This is a genomic window from Enterococcus sp. DA9 (assembly GCF_008000875.1).
Lineage (GTDB): Bacteria > Bacillota > Bacilli > Lactobacillales > Enterococcaceae > Enterococcus_B > Enterococcus_B lactis.
This window is the reverse complement of sequence record NZ_CP042839.1, coordinates 872,502-895,353: the sequence shown is the minus strand read 5'-3', so window position 1 is coordinate 895,353 and position 22,852 is coordinate 872,502. Positions and strand designations below refer to the sequence as shown.

The following is a 22,852-nucleotide window of genomic DNA, read 5'->3' as shown; positions in this document are numbered from 1 at the left end:
CCTAATGTTAGTTTTAGAAATAAAGACAGAATCTGCGGCCTTCAATCTCACAAATCCGTATGTCCATTTCGTACAATTCATCCAATACATCTTTTTTTATCATTTCTTGGGTCGTTCCTTGCGTGAATAACTTCCCATCTTTCATTGCAATAATTTCGTCTGCATAACTTGCAGCAAAGTTGATATCATGAAGAACAATAACAATCGTTTTTCCGATTTTTTGTACTAAATTTTTAAAATCTGCATGATTTGAACCGCAAAATTCATATCTAGATTGTTCAAAGGTTCATCCAGTAAAATATAATCCGTGTCTTGCGCTAGCACCATTGCAATATACGCACGTTGGAGTTGACCTCCTGAAAGAGTGTCAATCGATTGATCTGCTATTTCTTCTAGCCCGAGGTGTTCCAGTGATTCCTGAACGATTTTCTGATCTTTTGTCGTCAATTTTCCTTTCGTATAAGGAAATCGTCCAAATTCTACTAATTCTTTCACGGTGATTTGGACATTTATTTCATTCGATTGTCGCAGGATCGACAATTTTTTGGCTAATTCATTGGATCTCCAAGCCTTTACTTCGTTATGGTCTAAATAGATTTCACCTGTATCTTTTGGTATCAAACGACTGATCATCGACAACACTGTTGACTTTCCAGCACCATTTGGACCGATAAAAGCAGTCAACTTCTTTTCAGGAATCGTTAACTGTACATCTTTGACCACTGATTTTCCATGGTACAGTTTATTGACCTTTTGTAAATCGATCATAGGATACTCTTCCTTTCGCGAATCAATTTTGTGACAAAATAAATTCCTCCGACAAATTCAACAACGACACTCACTGTTGTATTCCAGCCGAAAATCTGCTCTACTGCGAGCTGTCCGCCTGTCAGAAACAGCATAGCTATTAGAAAGCTTCCGATAAATAGCAGACCATGACGATAAGTAGAAAATATACGGTAACTGACATTTGCGACAATAAACCCTAAAAAAGTAACTGGACCTACAAGAGCCGTTGCTGTTCCTGTCAAAAGACTGACACAACATAAAATAAAAAATTCAAATCGATCTGTGTCTATCCCAAGGTTTACAGCTTGTTCATTCCCAAGATGGAAAACGTCTAGCACATGTCGATATCGAAATAACAGGAACCAGCAGCCGATAATGATCAAAGAAGCAGGCAAAAGATACTGGCTTTGGATATTGCCAAAACTTGCAAATAATCTCCCTTGAAGCAAATCATATTCATTTGGATCCATGATGACTTGTAAAAAGGTACTGACACTACCAAAAAGCGTGCCTAAAATCATCCCTGACATCAGTAACAAAAAAAGATTTGCTTTCATTTTTTTCAAAAGAAAGAAAAATAACAACAGACTCAACCCGACCATCAGCCCAACGTTCAATAAGAAAAAACCTGTACCTGTCTGCTGAAGCATCGTCACTCCTCCGATAAAGAAGAAAAGGACCGTTTGGACAAGGACGTATAACGACTCAAGTCCCAATACGGAAGGAGTCAAAAACTGGTTATGCGTAATTGTCTGAAAGCTGATCGTAGCACTGCTGACAGCTAGCGAGACAAGGATAAATGCAAAAATTTTCTTGCTCCTCAATACCCACGCAAAATGCCAGTTTCCATATGTATGGATCATCAAGTACACTCCTGTAACAAATAGAACAAGAACAAGCATACCAATAAAAATAGACGGCTTTTTTTTAAGCATATCGTCGCCCCCTTATCAGAAGACAAAGGAAGATAGCCCCACCGATGATTCCAACGATCACACTGACTGGTATTTCATAAGGAAAAATCAACACACGAGCGACAAGATCGCAAAATACTAAGAACAAACTACCTGCTAAAGCAGTTACGCCAATGGTTTTGTGCACTTGATCTCCATATATTCTAGAGACAAGATTCGGAATAATCACTCCGATAAAAGGAATGCTTCCCACCATGATCAACATGACTGCACTAGCCAATGAAACCAAGCCAATGCCTAAAAACTGCATCTTCTGGTAATCTATTCCCAAATTTACTGCAAACGATTCGCCCAGACCAATAATCGTAAATTGGTAAGCAAATAGCCAAACCAAGAGCAGCAATGGAACAACAGCATACAGTAACTCATAATTTCCTCGTATCACAGTCGCAAAATTCCCTTGAAGCCACGAAGTCATATTTTGTACCAACTGGAATTGATAAGCAAAAAAAGTAGCAACTGAACCAATGATATTCCCTAACATGACCCCAATCAACGGAAGCATCAATTGATTTTTCTGGGGGAACAATCGCGTAAGGGATAAAAAAAGCAATGTTCCTGCAAAAGCAAAGCAAAATGCAGTCAAGGATCGGACGATCAAGGATGCACCAGGTAGGAAAATCATGGCCACTAAAATACCTAAACGCGCACTATCCATCGTGCCCGCAGTCGTTGGTGAAACAAATTTATTTTGGGTCAAATGTTGCATAATCAACCCACAAATACTACTAGTCGCTCCCACAAGGATCAAACAAATCGTTCGCGGCAAACGAGTCGCTAGCAAAATTTGTAAACTTTGCCCATTTAACTGGAGCAATTCTGACAATTGTACATTTGATACTCCAATGAACAATGAAATACTACTTAAAATAACTAATAATGCTACTAGTCGTCCGTAGCGCATCCAATCCACCTTTCTAATTGAGAATGATTTTCATTCTTATTTTAAGTGAATCGTTGAACAAAAGCAACCGCTTTTTCATATGTTTTAGGTATTATTGGGAATATGCTATAATCGTAAGAAAGACAAAGAGAAGAAGGAGGGTATTTTTTATGGCACAAGATGATGTAAAAAGCCATTTGGATAAGGGACTTTATGGTACACCTTTAGTGAACCCTGAAGAACAGCATAAATATTTAGGGACATTCAGGGAACGTTGCTATCTTAGTATGACTGTTGCTGAAATGATCCAACCGAAAAACAAAGAAAACTTTTTAAAAGAACTCAAAAAACATCCAGATGCTTCCATACTCTTGAATGGGGCTCTACCCCTTTCTGTCCAAAACCAATATATCCAGATAGCAACGAAAAACAATAGCCGATTTACTGTAGTCAACGATTACGTCACTGCAAATCCTGAGGAATTCGGATTGCTCTTAACAGCAAAAGAAGCAGTAAATGAACCTGTGATCGATATCGAAAAAAAATACCCAGAAGAAAACTCTTCGCCATCTGAAAAAGAAAAACCAAAAAAGAAAAAAAGCTTCTGGGATCGTTTATTTTAAAACGAAAAAACACATAAATTTTTACATGCAAAAAAGCTTTTGAACAGATTGACATCAAATAGGACAATCTGTCAAAAGCTTTTTCGTTTAAAATATTTCAGGATATAACAATTTCAATACATTCATCGTCAATCTTCTGCCTTTTCCTGCAAAAGGATAAACATGCATATGCATCGCTGGATTGAAATTTGCTTCGATGATCCCGTATGCTTTTTTATCGGTTGTAGGATCGATTTCTTTATCTGGTATGATCAAATCAATACCACTGATTTTAGCTCCTAGTGCTTCTACCGCAGAAACGGCGATTTTTTTGTAAGCTTCAGAAAATTCATCAGTCATATCGATCGAATCACCGCCCGTACTGATATTTGAGTTCTCCCTTAGATAAACAATTTGATTGGCTTGGGGAACTGATTCGATCGTTAACCCTTGTTCTTTCAACATCAATTGTTCTAATTCGCCTAATTGGATCAATTCCAACGGTGCACGATGATTCGTTCCACGCAAAGGGTCACTATTTTTTTCTTCAACAAGTTCTTTCACTGTTCGGATACCGTCACCAATAACATTAGCAGGGACTCGCAACATGATGGCTTGGACTTCTCCACCGATTACAAAGAAACGATATTCCGTTCCCGGCATAAATTCTTCTACTAAAACCGAGCTGTCTTCACGAAAAGCAATCGCCAATCCTGCTTGATAATCCTCCAGATCAGCCCCTTCCTTGAAAATCGTGATACCTAATCCGTAATTTGTGGACTTAGGTTTGATCACAAATGCCTGATCGGCAAATCTTGGATAAGCTTTTACGGCTTCTTCCATGGATGAAAATTCTGCGCCTCCTGGTACTCGGAACCCAGCTTCTTTTAAAACTTTTTTCGTTACTGTTTTGTTTTCCATGATAAGTGGAACGATATAGCTGTCCTTACTTGTCATGTTTGCATTTTTCACATATTCTACATGGTCTTGGAATTGCAGACGCAAAAATTGATCCGACTCATCTAATACTTTGACTTGGACGCCTTTTTGGATGGCATCGAACATAAATATCTGAGTAGAAAGTTCCATTTCGCGAAAACCGGCCAACTGATAGGGACGTTCATGACTTTCTTTATAATATTGATGCCCCAATGCCACAGCAACTTCTTGCTGACTCGATAACTGTGCTTCTTGATAGAGTTTCGCTGCTAACGTTTGTTCAGGATAATCCATTTGAGTCAATGCTTCCTCTACTAAATAAAGAGAATCCAACCAATCCAATTCAACCAGCATTTGCTTCATCCCTTCAAGAATTTCTCTACCTTCTTGATGAAATTCTGTTTGATCTGATGGTTGTTCTAGTGCTACTTTGTTATTTCGAGTCGTACCTTCTGCCACCCATTGGTCACTGTCTTCTTTTTCTTCTGTCCATAGCATATACATCAGGAATAATTGTAAGAAACGAACTTGTTCTGGATTGATTCCCAGCCTTGCATAAGGATTCAGATCGATATTCCGCAATTCAATATAACGAACGCCTGTTGTTGCTAAATCTGCGACTTTCTTTCCACCTCGGAAACGAAGCGGTGTATAAAATTCTTTCTCCTCTGAAAGTTTCCCTTCTTCGATCATTCGCTCAATATCTGCTAAATACTGTTTCATAGAAGCATAGGAAACTTTCACATTTGGATGATTCGTATACCCCAGCGCACTGTTGCGAATACTGCGAACAGGTTCTTGCGGATGTGATTCATTTATAAAATAGTTCTTCTCACTCATCGGTGAAGCACCGAATAAATAAGTGATCATCCAGCGATAGCGCATAAAGTTTCTCGCTGTTTTCAAATAAAGTTCTGTTTTGAATTCAGAAAAATCTTGAAATTCTTCCTGATGGCTGAACAATGTTCTTAGCAACTCATCGCCAAATTCAAAATTGAAATGGATACCGCTCACCATTTGTTTTCGCTTCCCGTATTCTTTTGCTAAGTAACGTCGATACAAAACATCTTCGAAATTTTTTAATTTTGCAATAATGATTTCTTCGTCTTTTTCCGGTAAGGCAGGTGGCATACTTAATGGCCAGATCATCTCTTCTTTCGGTATAGAACGAGCAGTCACATCATAAACAGCAGCCAGATACTGAAATAATTCGGGAATAGAATCGGTAACAGGGGTGATCATTTCTGTTTGTGTTTCGCTAAAATCTGTTTGGATATAGGGGTGATAGGATCGATCGCCAAAGATTGCTGGATGATCGGTTTTTGCTAGATTTCCTGCAAGATCAACCCGCTGTCCTTCCCGTTCTATACCAAATCGAGCTTGGTCGATAAAAGGGCGCGCATTGACATGCAATAATAATTGCTTAAAATTCATCATTAAGTGACCTCCAATTCATATGAATCTAATTATAATCAAAAAGTCTAAGAAAAAGAACGAAATTGTTTGAGAACCGCTTACAAATAAGTATAAAAATGAAGGCATCAAAAACACAGCTATGTTAAAAACAATCATTCAAACAAGGAGCTGCAACTTTTGTTACAGCTCCTGCTTTTTAGACATGGGTTATTCTTCTTTTAGTAATCCTTTGAATAATCCAACGACAAAATCGTTTGGATCAAACGGCTCCAAGTCATCGATGCCTTCACCCAACCCGACCAATTTCACTGGTAAATGCAGTTCATTACGGATAGCAAGTACGATACCGCCCTTTGCTGTACCATCTAATTTTGTCAAAACAAGACCGGTCACATCTGTTGTTTCTTTGAATTGTTTTGCTTGAACCATCGCGTTTTGACCAGTTGTTGCATCTAATACAAGTAGTGTTTCTTGGGGTGCTTCTGGTAATTCCCGCTGGATTACTCGTTTTATTTTTTCTAATTCGTTCATCAAGTTCACTTTATTTTGCAGTCGGCCTGCAGTATCAACTAATAAAACATCTGCCTGCTCTGTCTTTGCTCTTTCCAAAGCATCGAATACGACAGCTGCTGGATCGCCGCCTGCATTGCCACGAACAACTTCAACACCAGCGCGTTCGCCCCAGACAACTAATTGGTCGATTGCTCCAGCACGGAAGGTATCTGCTGCTGCCATCAATACTTTTTTACCTTCGTTTTTGAACTGATGAGCAAGTTTACCAATACTTGTTGTTTTCCCTACACCATTGACGCCGACAAACAAAATAACTGTTAGTCCGTCTTCTTGGATATTTAGTTCATTTACTTCATTGATTCCTTCCGCTTCATAGAGATCCACAAGTTTCTCGATGATCGCATTTTGAACTTCTGCCGATTTTTTCGCATTTCTGAGTTTCACTTCTTGACGTAACGCTTCGGTGATTCGTATCGCTGTTTCAAAACCTACATCTGCCCCGATAAGTGTTTCTTCTAATTCTTCAAAAAAGTCTTCATCGACTGTTCGAAAATTGGCAAACAGCTCATTCATCCGTTCACCAAATGTTTTACGCGTCTTTTCTAAACCCTTGTCATACTTCTCCTGTACTTCAACTTCTTCCGTTTTCTCTTCGCCAGTAAAAGCACGCTTGATTTTATCAAAAAATCCCATTTGACTCCCCCCTAATCTAATACAAATTTTTGGATCACTTTGGCTACGCCATTTTCTTCATTGCTGACTGTCACAAAATCTGCTGCTTCTTTGACGAAAGGCACAGCATTCTCCATCGCTACGCCTAGACCAGCGTATTGGATCATCGGTAAATCATTTTCTTCATCACCGATTGCCATGATTTCTTCTTGTTTCAAACCAAGATCTTTTGCCAATAAAGAAATACCATAAGCTTTTGTGACACCTTTTGGCATAAATTCCAAAAGCATACTTCTCGTTTTGATGATCTCATACATTTCATGGAATTCTACTGGTATTTCTTTGATTTTAGGATCTAATTCTTCTTGGTCATAAGCGATTACTGCCTTATTAAGCACAAATTCATCTGTAATATCGCTTATATCCGCTGGTTGGAATTGCAGCAGCTTATTCAACACATTGTACAAGGATTGCTTTCTTGGGGCACTAGGCAGCTGTAAAACCACATTGTCAGACAAAACATCTAGTGGCAGATCCAATTGCTGAGCCAATTTGTATAAGCGTTGGATATCTGATACTTCCATCACTTTCTTTTCCATGATTTCACCAGTATCGTTTTTTTGTACTAAACCGCCGTTGAAAGTGATGCTGTAATCACCCTCATCTACCAGCCCTAATTCTTGCAGATAATGCGCCATCGCCGCTAAGGGGCGTCCTGTACATAGAACGATCTTGACCCCTTGCTGTTTTGCTTGTGCTAATGCTTGTTTATTCTCATCTGAAATCAGCTTTTGTTCATTTAATAATGTACCATCCAAATCGATTGCTACTAATTTGATCATTTTCGTTCCTACACTTTCGTTTCGTTGATTTTCGCCTCTTCATTGATATCTTCCATCCGTACAGAAACGATTTTTGATACACCGGATTCTTGCATCGTCACTCCGTACAGTACATCTGCTGCGACCATCGTTCCTTTGCGGTGTGTGACTACGATAAATTGTATGTCATCTTGGAAGTCGCTTAAGTAACGACCAAAACGTTTTACATTTGCTTCATCTAACGCTGCTTCTACCTCATCTAAGATACAAAACGGAACAGGACAGACACGGATAATAGAAAAGAGCAGCGCAATGGCTGTAAGTGCTCGTTCTCCTCCGGAAAGCAAACTTAAACTTTGCAGTTTCTTGCCAGGAGGTTGTACTTCAATCTCAATACCTGTTTTCAGCAGATCAGTTGGTTCTGTCAGTACTAATTCAGCTTTACCGCCGCCAAACATATTGGGAAAGACAATTTTGAATTCTTGACGGATAGCTTCAAATACTTCTTTGAATCTTGTCCGCACTTCATCATCCATCTCATCCATCGTTTCAAACAACTGGTTTTTCGCTGCTAACAGATCATCTCGCTGTGTCGCTAAGAAGGTATGTCTTTCACTGACTTGTTCGTATTGTTCGATTGAATTTAAGTTTACTGGCCCCAGTTTTTCAATTTGTTCTTTTAAGGAGGCAACCTTTATTCTGCTGTCTTCAATATTGGTTGTTTCTTGATAGTCGTGGGAAGCTTTCTCAAATGTCAGCTGATATTCTGACTGCAGATAGGTCAAATGATTATCTAAAATCATTTCAGCTCGGTCTTTTTGGACTTCTAATTTGGATTGTTCCGACAGTCGTGCTTTTTGCTCACGATTACGCTCTGCCAAGACTGCTTCAAGCTCATCGATCTCCCTTTGCCTTCTATCTCGCTGCTCTTTGGCTTTTGCCAACTCGGCTTTTAATGTTTCTCGCTGAGCAGATAATTCGTTAATTTGTTTTTCCAAACTTTCTTCTGTGACTTCATGATCAGAAAAGTCTGCTGTCAATGTCGCCAACTGTTTTTCTATCGCTTCTTGGCGTTCGATTGCCTCTGCTTTTTGGACTCGGGCACCGCGGAGCTGGATCTGCAGATGATTAAACTGCTCTTTCAAGACAGCAAGATCTGCTTGTTCTTGTGCTTTTTGACTTTGCACTTGTGCTCTTCTGGCTTCCATCTGGTCACTTTCTTGACTTAAAGATTTGATTTCTTCGTCGATTTGTTGACGTTGCGTTTCAAGATCTGTTTGTTTGTCTTTCAACTCGTTCGTTTGTTTTTCGTAATCTTCGATAAACTGCTGTAGCTCACGTGTCTCAAAAGTTGAGATTTGCTTTTCTTTTTCAAAACGTTCAAGTTCGTTTATGATGTTTTGCAGCTGATTTGTCGCTTCTTGTTCTTCAAAACGTAATTGTTCGCCTCGTGTACGCAAAACTTCTTGTTCTTCGGCTAAACGAGCTGTTTCTTGTTGCAGCTCCTGAACTTTCTTTTCTTGCACTTGAAGTTGTTTATCTGCTTCTTCGAATTCACTAGTCAACTGTTTCAATTCTTGGTTTTGTACAAACAAACTGCCTTGGTTTCCTCGTTTGTTCGCTCCACCTGTCATGGATCCTCCGGCATTCATCACGTCACCTTCTAAGGAAACCACTCGGTATTGATAGCGGATCGTTTGTGCGATCGCATTGGCACTAGTTAAGTCTTTTGCTAAAAGGATCGTTCCTAACAGGTTTTGAACCACTGTTTGGATTTGATCAGGATAAGCAACTTGTTCACTGGCAATCCCTATAAACCCTTCTATAGCTGCCGCTTGTGTCAATATATGAGCTGGTAACTGTCTTGGTTTGATTGTCGTCAGCGGAAGGAATGTTGCTCTTCCTCCTCTTTGCTGTTTCAAATACGTGATGGCTTGCCGAGCATCTTTTTCATTTTCAACGATAACATGTTGAGCTGCTCCACCTAAAGCTGTTTCGATGGCTAACGTGAAATCTGCAGGGACGTCGATCAGTTCAGCTACTGCTCCGACAATACCGGAAAGCTGCTGTTTATGCTGCAAGACCAATCGAACGCCTTGGTAAAAACCAAAATAGTTTTCTTGGATCTCTTGAAGGCTTTTCTGACGAGCACGCAGCTGCTGGACTTGATTCATCAATTGATACATTTTAGGCTGTTCTTTTGCTAATGCTTCTTGGAACTTTTTCCCGTTTCGTTGGATCATTTCTAACTTCTCTTTTGTTTCAGTTAAAGATGATTTTAGCTGCGCCTGCTTTTGTATAAATTCTTCTTTCTGTAAGATCAATCGGTCTACTGATGCTTCTACTTCCGATTGCTTGGCTAACGTCTGCTTGCTTTTTGCTGTTTCTTGTACATATTGACGTTCCAGATACTTCAGTTCGTTTCCTACAGCTGCTTGTTCTTGCATTAAATCAACATATTGATCTCTTAATTCTGCCAATAATTCTTTCGTTGATTTTTGGTATTTTTCTAATTCTTGCTGTGTTTTTATGAGATTTGCTTCAGCTTTTTGGATCTCTGTTTCTTTTTCTGCTGCTTCTTTCATCAAGCTTTCTTGAAGCTTTTCAAAATGTTTAACCTTTTTTTGTGCTTCTGCTAATGAAGTTTGATATTCTTGCGAGCTTTTTTGTGTATGCTTTGTCCGCTCCTGCAAAACATCTTTTTGTCCTTCTGTCTGCTTCAGTTTTTCCGAAAGATCTAATAATACTTGCTGATTTTTTTCGATCAGACGGTCGGCTTGCGCATTTTCTTTACGCTGCTTCGCCAAAATGGATTCTTGTTCTTGGATCGACTCAGATAGTTTACCTAATTCTAGATTGAATTTCGCAAGCTGTGCTTGTTTGTTGTCCCAATCTTTTTTTGCTGTCTTGATTTCAGCAACCATCAAAGAAACATCGGTTTGAGTCAGTGTTTCTTTTAGCTGTAAAAACTCCTTTGCTGCCTCACTCTGGGCGGCCAAAGGAGTTAACTGTTCTTCCAATTCATGGATGATGTCTTGGACGCGGCTGAGGTTGTCTTCTGTTTCAAAAAGCTTTTGTTCTGCTTTCTTTTTCCGCTGCTTGTATTTCAACACACCAGCTGCTTCTTCAAAGATCCCACGACGGTCTTCCGGTTTACTACTGAAAATCGCTTCTACTTTTCCTTGAGAAATGATTGAGAATGATTCTTTTCCTAATCCAGAATCTAAGAACAATTCTTGGATATCTTTTAATCTGCAGCTTTGTTTATTGATGAAAAACTCGCTTTCCCCAGTCCGTCGATAACGGCGGGTTACACTGATCTCATTGTACTCCAATGGCAGATAATGATCACTATTGTCTAAAATCACTGTGACTTCTGCAATATTCAGCTGCTTTCGGGTATCGGAACCGGCAAAGATGATATCCGGCATTTTTCCGCCTCGCAAACTTTTAGCAGATTGTTCTCCTAATACCCAGCGGATAGCTTCTGTAATATTGCTTTTTCCGCTGCCATTTGGTCCAACCACTGCTGTGACGCTGTTTTCAAAATCAATGACTGTCTTGTCTGCAAATGATTTAAAACCGGCTATTTCAATTCGTTTCAAATACAAAGCTTTCCCTCACTTACTTTTACAGTGCTGCTAATGCATTTTCCGCCGCAGCTTGTTCTGCTAATTTTTTCGATTTTCCTTGTCCAGTGCCAATCAATTGATCATCTACATAAACTTCGATCCAAAATACTCGTTCATGAGCTGGACCTTCTTCATTGATCAATCGGTATTCGATCGATACATCACCTGATTTTTGTAAGACTTCTTGCAATTTTGTTTTATGATCCATCTCATGTGAAAAAGCACCTGCTTTGACTTTAGGAAAAATCACTTTTTCGATGAACGCATGGGTCGTGTCGAATCCTTGGTCAAGATATAACGCGCCTAAAAAAGCTTCGAATAGGTCGCAAAGCAATGCTGGTCGCGTACGTCCTCCTGAATTCTCCTCTCCCTTGCCCAACAGAACATATTGATCAAAGTGACATTCTTTGGCAAATTTCGATAAGCTGTCTTCGCGAACGATCGCTGCTCGTGTTTTTGTCAATTTTCCTTCTGGCAAATGAGGATATAAACGGAATAAATACTGAGAAACCATCAATTCTAAAACGGCATCTCCCAAAAATTCAAGTCGTTCATTATCCGATAATTGCAGATTGCGATGCTCATTCACATAGGATGAATGGGTAAAAGCTTGTTCAAGCAAATTTAGATCGTGAAAAACGATGTTATAATTTTCTTTTAGTTCTTTTGTCAGCTGGTTGTCCATTTTCCACATTCCTTTTATGGATATTTTTTCGATACTTCCTTATTATACTGGTTTTTTGTTAAATTTGAAATGGTTCGGGTAAAAGGTAAGTAAAGCTTTAATAATCCTAGTGATTGACGAGAGGTTGTGAAAAAGCCGTTTAGTTCGGAGTATTAGAGAAATAAACAAAAAGACAGCTTCTCATATTTTGCCGTTTCTTGAACGAATACCGTGGAATAGCTGATTGAACACTGTTCATACAAAAAAAGGATGTGACACGACTATTGTCACATTCCTTTTTTGTACAATCCCTTATTCTCGTATGTTTTAAATGACTTCTTGGACGGGTCCTAGCTGAACCTCTGAAACATGAATGCTCAATAGAAGAAACACCGTTAGTAACACTTGAAAAAGGAGCGAAATGAACACACACCATTTTATCCATCGTGGGTGAATCTTTGGCTGATGACTTTTCAATAAAACGATTGAAAAAAACAGTCCAATCACTGGTAAACTATCAGACAAAACCAACAGAATGAACACATAAATAAGGTTTATTGGATTGATTTCTTCCATTCATTCATGTCCAACACATGATCGAATTCTGCTGCCAATGTTGGATCATGGGTGACCACAAGGACCGTAGCTCCTTTTGCATTCAGTTCTTGTAATGCTTGAAGGACGATTCCTTTGTTCTTTTGATCAAGAGAGGCTGTTGGCTCATCTGCAAAGATGATCTTTGGTTCTTTCAAAAATAAACGAGCAAGAGCAACTCGCTGCTGTTCTCCTCCGCTTAAGAGAAATATTTTTTTGTCTATCAAATGGTCTACCTGAAATTTTTCGAGGGATTCTTTGATTTTCTGCTCCTCTTTTGAGACCAAGGTCAAGTAATCGTCTGGTACATTTCCTGCTGATTTTCTTCACCACTCGCTGCTTCGATGATGATCGATGAATGGATTTCTGGAATCGCTGATTTGATCATTTCGGTTCCAACAAAAGAAATAGCATATAAAAAACTGGTGACTGTGAATAGAAAAAAGAAGCGATAGATTTTTTTCATCGTTTAGAAGAAAGAAGCGGTTGGATCAGCCGCACTAACGGCATTGATTGGTGCGATCCAGCTGCTCAAGGCAATAAGTGTACATGAACTTGCTATCATCTTTTTCACATTTCTCTTCATTTGTATCCGCTCCCTTTTTTGAGTGCCTAAAGTGTCTCACGAGTGACTATTGAAACATACTTGAACAAGCAAAGGCGACAGTCGTTCGGTCCCCCTTTTTTTATTTTAAAAAGAGATAAGTGTGAACCTTCTCTTTTATTAACTACGCGAAAAATTCCCATCAATTTAAAATAACAATAATTTTTATTCAATTTAAATTAAATAACACACATTTTATACATTTTCCTTCTTTAAAATCTATTTAAATTATATATAATAACACATTTATGTTCAACGTGTTTTTAAAATAAAGTTTTAAAAAACTACATTTATTTTTATTTGCTATCAAAAATAACGATAATTAAAAAAACCGAAAAAGGACATCGCCCTTTTTCGGTCATTTTTATTGATTATGAACGTGAATCTGCTGTAACAGAAACATTTGCCCATGGGTTTGGTACATCATAAGACCAATCCCAGTCTTTGACGCGGTCGTTCACTGGCAATACTTCGTTACGGAACAACGTTGGAATCGCAAATGCTTCTTCAAACGCATACTGTTGCCATTTTTGATAGGCTTCTTTCAAATAGTCTTCATCAAATGCTTGGCTTGAACTGATATCGTTGATCAATTTTGTATTTTCTTCTGATTCATAACGAGTGTAGTTGAATGCTGCATTCGGTCCCCATAGTCCACTTGGATTTGGATCAGTTCCTGTATTCCAAGCAGCTTGGTAAACATCGATTTCAGGATCATCGTTTTCTAATTTATCGTAGAAAGAGTTGAATTCAATCAGACGACCTGTTGTGTATTGGACATCCAAACCGATTTCTTTCCATTGTTGGATATAGTAATCTGCCAATGGTTGCGCTGTTTCTCCACCAGACATCGAAGCAAAGTTGATGGTTAATTTGTTTCCATCTTTGTCTTCTCTTAACCCATCGTCGTCCACATCTTTGTAGCCGGCATCATCCAATAGTTTTTTCGCTTTGTCTAAATCTTGCGTGAATCCTTTCAACTCATCATCATGATAAGATTGGAATACTGGAGGGATCAATGAAGTGGCATTGCTTCTTAATCCTGCATAGAAACGTTCGCCTACTGCATCATTGTCTAAAGCATAGCCCATTGCTTGACGTAATGATTTATCTGCCATTTTTGAATCCGGGTTGTATTCTACACTCTTTGTTTCCGCGTTCCATTTACCTAGTTTAAATCCTAGATAAGTATAAGATGTTTGTTCACGACCTAAATTTGTATAGCCGGAAATTTCTTTATACGTATCATATGTGTCTGTTGGCATTTGGAAAATCATATCGTATAATTTAGAGTTCAATGCTTCAGTTGCACTGGCTGTTGGTACAGATTTCATCGTGATTTTTTTCAGTTTAGGCGTACCATTCCAGTAATGCTCATTTGGCAAGTATTCCACAGATTCTCCAGCTACGATGTTGCTCATGTAGTACGGTCCGAAAGTTACTGGGTTTTTACGTACTTGATCGCTAGATTCCATATCTTTGATTGCTATACCTTCCAATGTATGTTTCGGTGCTGCATAAGACCAAATCCCGCCACCAGCTTGCAGCATGCTTGGGTTTACATCTTTATATTCGATCTCAACTGTTTTGTCATCCACTTTTTTGATACCAGAGATCGTATCGGCACTTCCATCATGATACTCTTCCATCCCTACGATATTACGGAACGTATCGTCGTATCGGATACCAGTGTAATCTTTATGACCGATGATCTCATATGGGAAAATCACGTCATCAGCTGTTACGTCTTCACCATCTGACCATTTGACATTGTCTTTTATTTTGATTGTTGCTTTCTTCGTATCTTGATCTAGGTCAAGCGTAGCTGCTCCATCATCGGTGATTCGGAAATCATCGTTACTTGCAAATAACGCTTCATGAGAAGGAGCCATGAAAGCTGCATCAAAAGAATCTTGATAAAACTCCCACTGGAACAATCCTTTGAACTGACTGTCCGTTGCGACCGCAGCTTCTAATTCACCGTCTTCGATTGCATCATCATTGTTTTTTGTTGCGATTGGAAAAGTTAATTCCTCTTTGTTATTGCTGTTGCCTCCAGAGTTATTTCCAGAAGTATCTGTACCTCCGCCCCCGCATGCTGCAAGAACAACAGCAGACATCAGCGTTGCAAATCCAAAAATCGTTTTCTTCATTCCTATTTCCCCCTTCGCTTCTATAACTAGCCTAACCGTTGGCGTGCATCTGCAGAACGCTTGAATGCCTGTCCAACATAATTGATACTCAACATCAAAACTAAAATGAGGATTGATGCGGGTAACCAGATCCATTGCCGATTCACTAAGACTTCTCCATTACTTGCATAACCGATCAGTGTACCTAAACTAGGTACATTTGCCGGCAAACCGAAACCTAAGAAAGTCAAAGTTGTCTCGATACCGATGTTTGCCGCAAAGTTCATTGTCAAGTTCGTAATGATCAATGAACTTAGATTCGGCATAATTTCGCGGAACATGATTTTAAAATCACTTGTTCCCATTGTTTTTGAGGCACTGACATAATCTCTTCTTGCTTCAGATAATGTCTTGCTTCGGAATAATCGGGCTTTAGCTACCCAATAAAATGCACTCATGATGAAAATAAAGGACCAGACATTGTATCTGGAAATAATCGAAACGAAGACGATGATGATCAACATAATCGGTAGAATCATGATAAAATCAACAATTCGCATCAAGATGTTGTCAATGATCCCTCCGTAGTAGCCAGAGATGATCCCTAATCCAACCCCGATGATCGAAGTAAGGATCGTGATCGCAAATCCGATCGTGACAGAGTTTCTAGCACCTATGATCAATTGACCTAATACATCACGTCCGCCTTCATCTGCTCCCAGAATGAACTTTTGTCCTTGTGTCGAAACTGCTCCTGGGGCAGCATATTTGTCAAAAATACTAACATACATCACTTTATCTTGATCGGTCAGCATCGCACCGATAAAAATCACTAATAATAAAACCACTAGCAAACCTAATGAAAAAATAGCGATTTTATCTTTTTTAAATTCTCGAGCAATCATTCGTATCCCCATAGGAGGGATACTTTCTTGAACTGCTGTATTGTTTTTTTCACTCATCGATCCATTCTCCTTTCTGATTGGTTTTATTGAATCCGAATACGCGGGTCAACGATACTCATAATAATATCTGACAGTAACGTCCCCACTAGCGTCGCGATTCCTAAAATCAATACTAAGGATGTGATCACGGTGTAGTCTCGTTGACCAATAGAGTCAATAAATAGTTTCCCGACTCCTGGATAGCCAAAAATCTTTTCGATAACTACAGAACCAGCAATCAACGAAGTGATTTCATACCCCATTTGCGAAGCCATCGGCAACGCTGCATTCCGGAAGATATGTCTACTGAATACTTTATTCGTCGGTACCCCTTTGGAACGGGCTGTTCTGACAAAATCAAGCGACTTCGAATCGATTACTTCGCTTCGCAGATATTGGATCGTAACGGCAGTCGCCAGAAATGCTTGGGTAATCGATGGTAGCAGAATATATTTCAAGCGATCTATCCACTGAGTGATAAATCCCCCTTGCAAACCTAGTGTTTGAGAACCGCTTGTTGGGAACCAGCCTAAACGATAACCAAAAACAAACAGCATGATCAAGCCGAAGATGAATAACGGAACAGCAAAACTAAAGAAGTTATAAATCACGACGATCTTATCCAAGATCGAATTTTGATACCGGCCTGCTAGCATCCCTAGAGGCACAGCAATCAAATAAGTAAGGACAACTGTCAAGATCGATAGATATAACGTGTTGATGATCCGTTCACCGATTAGGTCAGCAACAGAGCGTTTGTATAAGAAACTTTGACCAAAATCGCCTTGCAAAGCATTTCCGATCCAACGGAAGTACTGGACATACCATGGGTCATTCAATCCAGCTGATTGTCGCATTTGTTCGATCACTGCCGGATCTTGGTTTGGGTTGATCAAACCAGTAAATGGATCCCCTGGCATCGCTTGGGCTAATAAGAAGATCAGAACACTTAAAATAATAACTTGCGGGATCATCAATAAAACACGTCGCAGAATCGTTTTCCACATTAGCTCGCACCTCCATCTTTCAACGCCACTTTATGTGTAGTTGTGATCGTACGCAAATCGTAGACTCGGCCAGTCGCATCATAGTATTCTCTTTGGTTTTGGATATACTCTTGTTCTACTTTTCGGCGATTTTCTTTGTGGCTTTCCCGATTTTCTACATCGATTTGCGGAATTGCTGAAAGCAGACGTTTCGTATAGATGTGGCGCGGGTCATTATAAATGTCCTCTCTTGTACCGATTTCTACAAATCGACCTTTGTACATAATTGCGATATTGTCGCACATATGTTTTACTACACCTAAATCATGAGAAATAAATAAATAGCTGAGACCGTATTCTTGCTGGATCCGTTTCATGAAATTCAATACTTGTGCTTGAACAGATAGATCTAGAGCAGATACCGGTTCATCGGCCACGATTAATTTTGGATTAGTAGCAACAGCGCGGGCTACTCCTAGACGTTGGCGTTGTCCCCCTGAAAATTCATGAGGATATTTGTAAAGTGCATCTTCCGGCATCCCAACGATATCTAGCAATCCTTTTACCTTCTTCTTTTCTTCTTGATCGCTTAACCGTTCAAAATTTCGGATAGGTTCTGCAATGATATCCAATACTCGTTTTTTAGGATTCAAACTAGACATTGAATCTTGGAAAATCATTTGTACGTCTTTGTTATAACCCATTTTTTTTCGGTTGCTTCGCTTCGTTACATCTTTTCCTTCATACATGATTTGTCCAGCTGTCGTCTTTTCTAAACCAACGACTGCTTTTCCTGTAGTGGATTTTCCGGAACCGGACTCTCCCACCAAACCATACGTCTTTCCTTTTTCGATAATAAAATCCACACCATCTACAGCATATACATGATCCGTTACTCGATTGAAGAATCCACTGCGAATAGGGTAATGAACTTTCAGGTCTTTGATCGTGATTAATTCTGTCATCTACACCTCTCCTTTTTCGTCTCTAAAGTGGAAATGCTTGTAGCAAGAGCAACGTACCAAATGGTTCGGAGCGACTTCATGAAGGATAGGATCTTCTTCGTGGTCACTTGCTGGTATCCACGGAATACGTGGAGCAAATCGGCACCCTTTACGAGGCATGTTTTTCAGAGAAGGAACCACACCTTCGATCACATGGAGTTCTGCATCATGATTTCCTTCTTGAGGTATAGAGTTCAATAAAGAGCGCGTATAAGGATGTTTCGGATGATCAAACAGTTCTTTTACACCCGCTACTTCAACAAACTGTCCGCCATACATCACTGCCACTCGATCAGCCATTTCTGCTACGACTCCTAAATCATGAGTGATCAGGATGATTCCTGTTTTTGTTTCTTCCTGAAGATCTTTCAGTAAATCAAGAATCTGTGCTTGGATGGTTACATCTAGGGCTGTTGTCGGTTCATCTGCAATGACGATTGGAGGTTTGCAGGCGATTGCGATCGCGATGATGACACGTTGTCTCATACCGCCTGATAATTCATGGGGATATTGACGTCCAACTCTTGCTGGATTAGGAATCCCTACTTGTTCTAGTAATTCCAGTGCGCGAGCTTGACGCTGTTCTGCATTCATCTTTGTGTGATAGGAAAGTCCTTCTTTGATCTGGTCTTCGATTCTCATGAGAGGATTTAATGCAGACAACGGATCTTGGAAAATCATTCCGATATCATTTCCGCGGATTTTATTATAAAGCGTTTCGTTCAGTTCGATTAAATTCAGATCGTTATATAAAATTTCACCTGTAATTTTTGTGTTATTAGGATCAAGTAATCCCATAATCGTAGTAGCTAATGTACTTTTCCCGCACCCAGATTCCCCAACGATTGCTAAGATCTCGTTTTTGTCTAAAGTAAATGAAACATCATCTACTGCATCATAATAGTCATCTTTGAGTCGGAAGCCTGTATGTAGGTTCTGAACTTCTAATAATTGATTATCTGACAATCGAATACCCCTCTCTGCTTCCTAAACGGAAGTTTTTCTTAGTAAAGAAAGAACATTACACATAATAAAGCGTTTTATAACAAAGGTTATTCTTATCTTTGTGTAATGAATTATTAATAATTATATAGAAAACCGCTTTACTTTGCAACATAATTTCTAATTATCGCCAGAATTATCAGAAAAATGTCTTTTCCGTGTCAGAAAGATTAAAAAAAGAAGGATAAAAAGTTGCATATAACTTTTTATCCTTCTTTGCTTTTATTGAAATTATTTGAGATGGCTGCTGATATAATCTACTGCACCGCCAACTGTTTCAATTTGTTCAGCGTCTTCATCTGAAATTTCTGTACCGAATTCATCTTCAAGTTCTAAAACGAACTCCATAATACTAATTGAATCAGCTTTTAAATCATCTTTGATGTTCAATTCATCCGACACTTTATCGGTATCTATCTCAAAATGATTTGAAATAATTTTCGCTACTTTGTTAAATACTTCTTCGCGAGTCAACTTTTTCACCTCCAAGAATCATACACTTGTCAATTACCTACACCATGGCTAATTTTACTGACATTTTTCAGGATTGTCCACCTTTTTTTAACGAACCGGATTGCCTCAGCTATCTGAATATTATTCTTCGCTTTTTTCAAATTGTTCGACTAACTGCCCTACTACATTTGTTTCAAGCATCGTGTGGATTTGGCGGATCGTATAGCGGACAGCATCAGGACCTGTTGCTCCGTGGGTTTTAATGACTGGTGCTTTCAAGCCAAACAAAACAGCTCCGCCATGTTTGGAATAATCCATTTCAGATTTTAAAGAACGCAAGCCGTCTTTTAAAAGCATGGCGCCCATTTTCCCTTTGATCCCTTCGTTTAGAATAGCGGATTTTAATAGATCCATCATATTCATTGCCGTTCCTTCAATGGATTTCAAAACAGCATTGCCTGTAAATCCATCTGTGACTACTACGTCAGCCACCCCATTGAGCAACTCGCGCGCTTCTACATTTCCAATGAAATTCAAACTGGTTTCATTCTGAAGAAGTTCATAGGCTTTTTTCGTCACTTCACTACCTTTTGTGGCTTCTGTTCCGTTGTTTAAAAGAGCAACGCGGGGACGTCCGATCCCTCGGACTTTACGTGCATAGAAAGAACCTAAAATACCGTATTGCAACAAATGTTCTGGTTTATTTTCTGCGTTAGCGCCAAGATCCAGCATATCGAAACCGGCACCTTCTTTTCCTACTACTGGCAAGGTAGACATCAAGCCAGGGCGTTCGATATTTTTGATACGTCCTACGATGAACAAACCCGCTGCTAGCAGCGCACCTGTATTCCCTGCTGAAAATATAGCATCCGCTTCGCCGTTTTTCACTGCTTGTGCAGCAAGGACCATTGAAGCAGTCTTTTTCCGTCGGATCGCTTTTACTGGCTCATCATCACTATTGATTTTTTCGTCTGTATGGATAATCGTGATGTTTTTTTCATTTGTTAAGTATTTCTTGATTTCTGCTTCTTTTCCGTAAAGTAAGAATTCTACTTCTGGAAAATCTTGCTGAGCTAAAGCCACGCCTTCTACAATTGCTTGAGGTGCGTGATCTCCGCCCATTGCATCTACGGCAATTTTCATTGTTCCCACTCCTTTTTCCATCATCATTATAAAGTATAGCATAGTCTGCTAATCGAAATAACGATTATCCTGATTTTCTATCTGGAGGCTTTGTGCTAGAGGCTGATACTCAGGCAGCATCTGCCAATTCTTTATCTGCCAAAGAGCTGCAGCCTCTTCTCTGGCTACCTCCAAAACATTTCCATCCGTCACCAAGTCAGCAATCGCAAATTGAGGTAAACCAGATTGTCGGAAGCCGAATACTTCACCGGGACCGCGTAATTCCAGATCTTTTTCACTTAGTACAAAACCATTGGTGGTCTCTGTCATGATTTTCATCCGTTCCACGCCTAGTTCATTTTTGGGATTAGCAACTAAGATACAGTAGGAAGCATCACTTCCGCGTCCAACACGTCCACGAAGCTGATGCAGCTGTGCCAAACCAAATCGATCCGCATCCATAATCAGCATGACGGTTGCGTTTGGCACGTTTACCCCTACTTCTATTACCGTAGTAGAAACTAATATCTGCATCTGGTTATCTTTGAAAGCTTCCATGATCACTTCTTTTTCCTGATTCTTCATTTTACCATGTAACAAGCCAACTTCATATTTTGGCGCAAATAGTTCACGAAGTTTTTCATAGATTTCCACTGCGTTTTTTACGTCTAATGCTTCTGATTCTTCGATCAGTGGACAGATGACATACATTTGATGTCCTCTTGCCAGTTCTTTCCTTGTCCAATCCAGTACACTGTCTAATTGAGGCGTTCTTACCCAGCGTGTTTCAATAGGGATACGCCCAGCTGGAAGTTCATCAATGATCGATACATCCATTTCACCGTACGCTGTGATAGCTAGCGTTCTAGGGATCGGAGTGGCTGTCATAAACAAGACATCAGGTCGCCAGCCTTTTTCACGAAGGACTTTCCGCTGATTCACACCAAAACGGTGCTGTTCATCCGTAATAACTAGACCTAAATTCTGAAATTCAACTCCATCTTGGATCAATGCATGTGTACCGATCACGACGTTGATTTCTCCTCGTTCTAGTTTTTCAAGGAGTTCACGTCGTTCTTTTGTTTTCGTTGACCCTGTAAGCAATGCGACCGTTACTTCATTGGGATCAAACAGCTGTTGCAAACTTTCCATGTGCTGTTGTGCCAAGATTTCGGTAGGCACCATCAACGCACCTTGGAAACCCGCTGTAACGGTGGCATATAATGCAATTGCGGCAACCACTGTTTTTCCGCTACCTACATCTCCCTGCAAAAGTCGCTGCATATGTTGAGGACTGCGAAGATCCCGACAGATTTCATTCGTTACTCGTTTTTGGGCATTTGTCAGTTCAAAAGGTAGCTTTTGAGTAAATTCTTTTAATTTTTGGACATCATAAAGGATCTCCAAGCCATTTGTTTCTGCTTTTTCTGCTTTTTTCAATCCTTGAAGACGCATTTGAAATAAAAAGAATTCTTCAAAAACGACACGTCGTTTGGCTTGGTGATTTTCTTCGTGGTTTTTCGGAAAGTGCATACTTCTTACAGCGGAAGCTCGGTCAAGTAGTCGATATTTCTCCACAAGGTTGTTCGGCAGGTTTTCTTCGATCAATGTGCCGTATTCTTGGAACCCTTTTTTGATTAGGTCAACTAATGTCGTTTGACGAATCGATTTATTGACGTGATATATCGGCGAAAAGTCATCCATTGTTTGAGAACCTAAAATCTTCATCCCGTTCAAGGCTTTACGCTTTGCATCCCATTTACCGTATACGGCGATTTCCTCCGATAAAATGACTTTTTCTTTTAGATAAGGTTGATTAAAAAAAGAAACGTTGAACACATCATGTTCTTGCATCATACGAAATTGCAATCGGCTTTTTTTATAACCAAATCGATTCATCACAGGAGGAGAGACTACGATTCCTTTCAAAGTAACCTTTTCTTGATCTTGGATCTCGTTTAGATTTCTTTCCTGAATATCTTCGTAGCGAAAAGGATAATAAGTCAGTAAGTCTTCAATCGTTTGGATACCCAAGCTGGCAAGACTAGCTGCTCTTTTTTCTCCGACTCCTGCCAGCATAGTGATTGGATCATCTAAAGAACGCAT

General features: G+C 39.6%; 17 protein-coding genes and 1 pseudogene. 1 reads left to right on the top strand and 17 read right to left on the bottom strand.

The features are described from left to right. Positions 1-13: 13 nt before the first annotated feature. The 3 genes and pseudogenes from FTX43_RS05175 to FTX43_RS05165 all read right to left on the bottom strand — a co-directional run bounded on the left by FTX43_RS05175 (position 14) and on the right by FTX43_RS05165 (position 2,667). Positions 14-768: pseudogene (locus FTX43_RS05175) on the bottom strand (ABC transporter ATP-binding protein). Further along, entirely contained in the window at positions 765-1,724 is a 960-nt protein-coding gene (locus FTX43_RS05170; RefSeq protein WP_002309822.1) for an iron chelate uptake ABC transporter family permease subunit, read from the bottom strand. Before FTX43_RS05170 ends, FTX43_RS05175 begins: the two are co-directional and overlap by 4 nt. Further along, positions 1,717-2,667: an ABC transporter permease gene (locus FTX43_RS05165; RefSeq protein ID WP_002309823.1), complete on the bottom strand. Its 951-nt coding sequence runs from the start codon at positions 2,665-2,667 to the stop codon at positions 1,717-1,719. The genes FTX43_RS05170 and FTX43_RS05165 overlap by 8 nt, the downstream gene beginning before the upstream one ends. A gap of 149 nt (positions 2,668-2,816) precedes the next feature. Here FTX43_RS05165 and FTX43_RS05160 point away from each other — a divergent pair, with 149 nt between their 5' ends. After that, the gene (locus FTX43_RS05160; RefSeq protein ID WP_002345490.1) at positions 2,817-3,269 is read left to right on the top strand and encodes a YueI family protein; all 453 of its coding nucleotides are present in this window, start codon (positions 2,817-2,819) and stop codon (positions 3,267-3,269) included. Positions 3,270-3,356: 87 nt separating this feature from the next. Here the strand turns inward: FTX43_RS05160 and gshAB are convergent, their stop codons facing one another. From gshAB to recG, 14 genes are all read right to left on the bottom strand, one after another. Further along, on the bottom strand, positions 3,357-5,624 hold the full coding sequence (gshAB, locus tag FTX43_RS05155; protein ID WP_002313943.1) for a bifunctional glutamate--cysteine ligase GshA/glutathione synthetase GshB: 2,268 nt from the start codon (positions 5,622-5,624) through the stop codon (positions 3,357-3,359). Positions 5,625-5,810: 186 nt separating this feature from the next. After that, entirely contained in the window at positions 5,811-6,809 is a 999-nt protein-coding gene (gene ftsY, locus FTX43_RS05150; RefSeq protein WP_002287900.1) for a signal recognition particle-docking protein FtsY, read from the bottom strand. A gap of 11 nt (positions 6,810-6,820) precedes the next feature. Then, positions 6,821-7,630 (bottom strand): Cof-type HAD-IIB family hydrolase, encoded by an 810-nt coding sequence (locus FTX43_RS05145; protein ID WP_002313942.1) that lies wholly within the window; start codon positions 7,628-7,630, stop codon positions 6,821-6,823. Positions 7,631-7,638: 8 nt separating this feature from the next. Further along, the gene (gene smc / locus FTX43_RS05140) at positions 7,639-11,220 is read right to left on the bottom strand and encodes a chromosome segregation protein SMC (protein ID WP_081185612.1); all 3,582 of its coding nucleotides are present in this window, start codon (positions 11,218-11,220) and stop codon (positions 7,639-7,641) included. A 19-nt stretch (positions 11,221-11,239) separates the two neighbouring features. Then, positions 11,240-11,926, bottom strand: a complete 687-nt coding sequence (rnc, locus tag FTX43_RS05135) for a ribonuclease III (RefSeq protein ID WP_002287896.1) — start codon at positions 11,924-11,926, stop codon at positions 11,240-11,242. A 533-nt stretch (positions 11,927-12,459) separates the two neighbouring features. Then, the gene (locus FTX43_RS05125; RefSeq protein WP_240829493.1) at positions 12,460-12,726 is read right to left on the bottom strand and encodes an ATP-binding cassette domain-containing protein; all 267 of its coding nucleotides are present in this window, start codon (positions 12,724-12,726) and stop codon (positions 12,460-12,462) included. Positions 12,727-13,474: 748 nt separating this feature from the next. Next, a complete protein-coding gene (locus tag FTX43_RS05120) occupies positions 13,475-15,256 on the bottom strand; it encodes an oligopeptide ABC transporter substrate-binding protein (protein WP_002290476.1) in 1,782 nt (593 codons plus the stop codon). A 26-nt stretch (positions 15,257-15,282) separates the two neighbouring features. After that, the gene (locus FTX43_RS05115) at positions 15,283-16,197 is read right to left on the bottom strand and encodes an ABC transporter permease (protein ID WP_002290475.1); all 915 of its coding nucleotides are present in this window, start codon (positions 16,195-16,197) and stop codon (positions 15,283-15,285) included. A 26-nt stretch (positions 16,198-16,223) separates the two neighbouring features. Next, positions 16,224-17,186, bottom strand: a complete 963-nt coding sequence (gene opp4B, locus FTX43_RS05110; protein WP_002290474.1) for an oligopeptide ABC transporter permease — start codon at positions 17,184-17,186, stop codon at positions 16,224-16,226. Further along, positions 17,186-18,130: an ABC transporter ATP-binding protein gene (locus tag FTX43_RS05105; RefSeq protein WP_002309831.1), complete on the bottom strand. Its 945-nt coding sequence runs from the start codon at positions 18,128-18,130 to the stop codon at positions 17,186-17,188. The genes opp4B and FTX43_RS05105 overlap by 1 nt, the downstream gene beginning before the upstream one ends. After that, complete coding sequence (locus FTX43_RS05100) at positions 18,131-19,135, bottom strand: ABC transporter ATP-binding protein (RefSeq protein WP_002309832.1); 1,005 nt, start codon at positions 19,133-19,135, stop codon at positions 18,131-18,133. 267 nt (positions 19,136-19,402) lie between these two features. Continuing rightward, a complete protein-coding gene (gene acpP / locus FTX43_RS05095; RefSeq protein WP_002290470.1) occupies positions 19,403-19,645 on the bottom strand; it encodes an acyl carrier protein in 243 nt (80 codons plus the stop codon). Between the two features lie 120 nt (positions 19,646-19,765). Beyond that, the gene (gene plsX / locus FTX43_RS05090) at positions 19,766-20,767 is read right to left on the bottom strand and encodes a phosphate acyltransferase PlsX (protein ID WP_002290467.1); all 1,002 of its coding nucleotides are present in this window, start codon (positions 20,765-20,767) and stop codon (positions 19,766-19,768) included. 48 nt (positions 20,768-20,815) lie between these two features. Then, a complete protein-coding gene (recG, locus tag FTX43_RS05085; protein ID WP_002336161.1) occupies positions 20,816-22,852 on the bottom strand; it encodes an ATP-dependent DNA helicase RecG in 2,037 nt (678 codons plus the stop codon).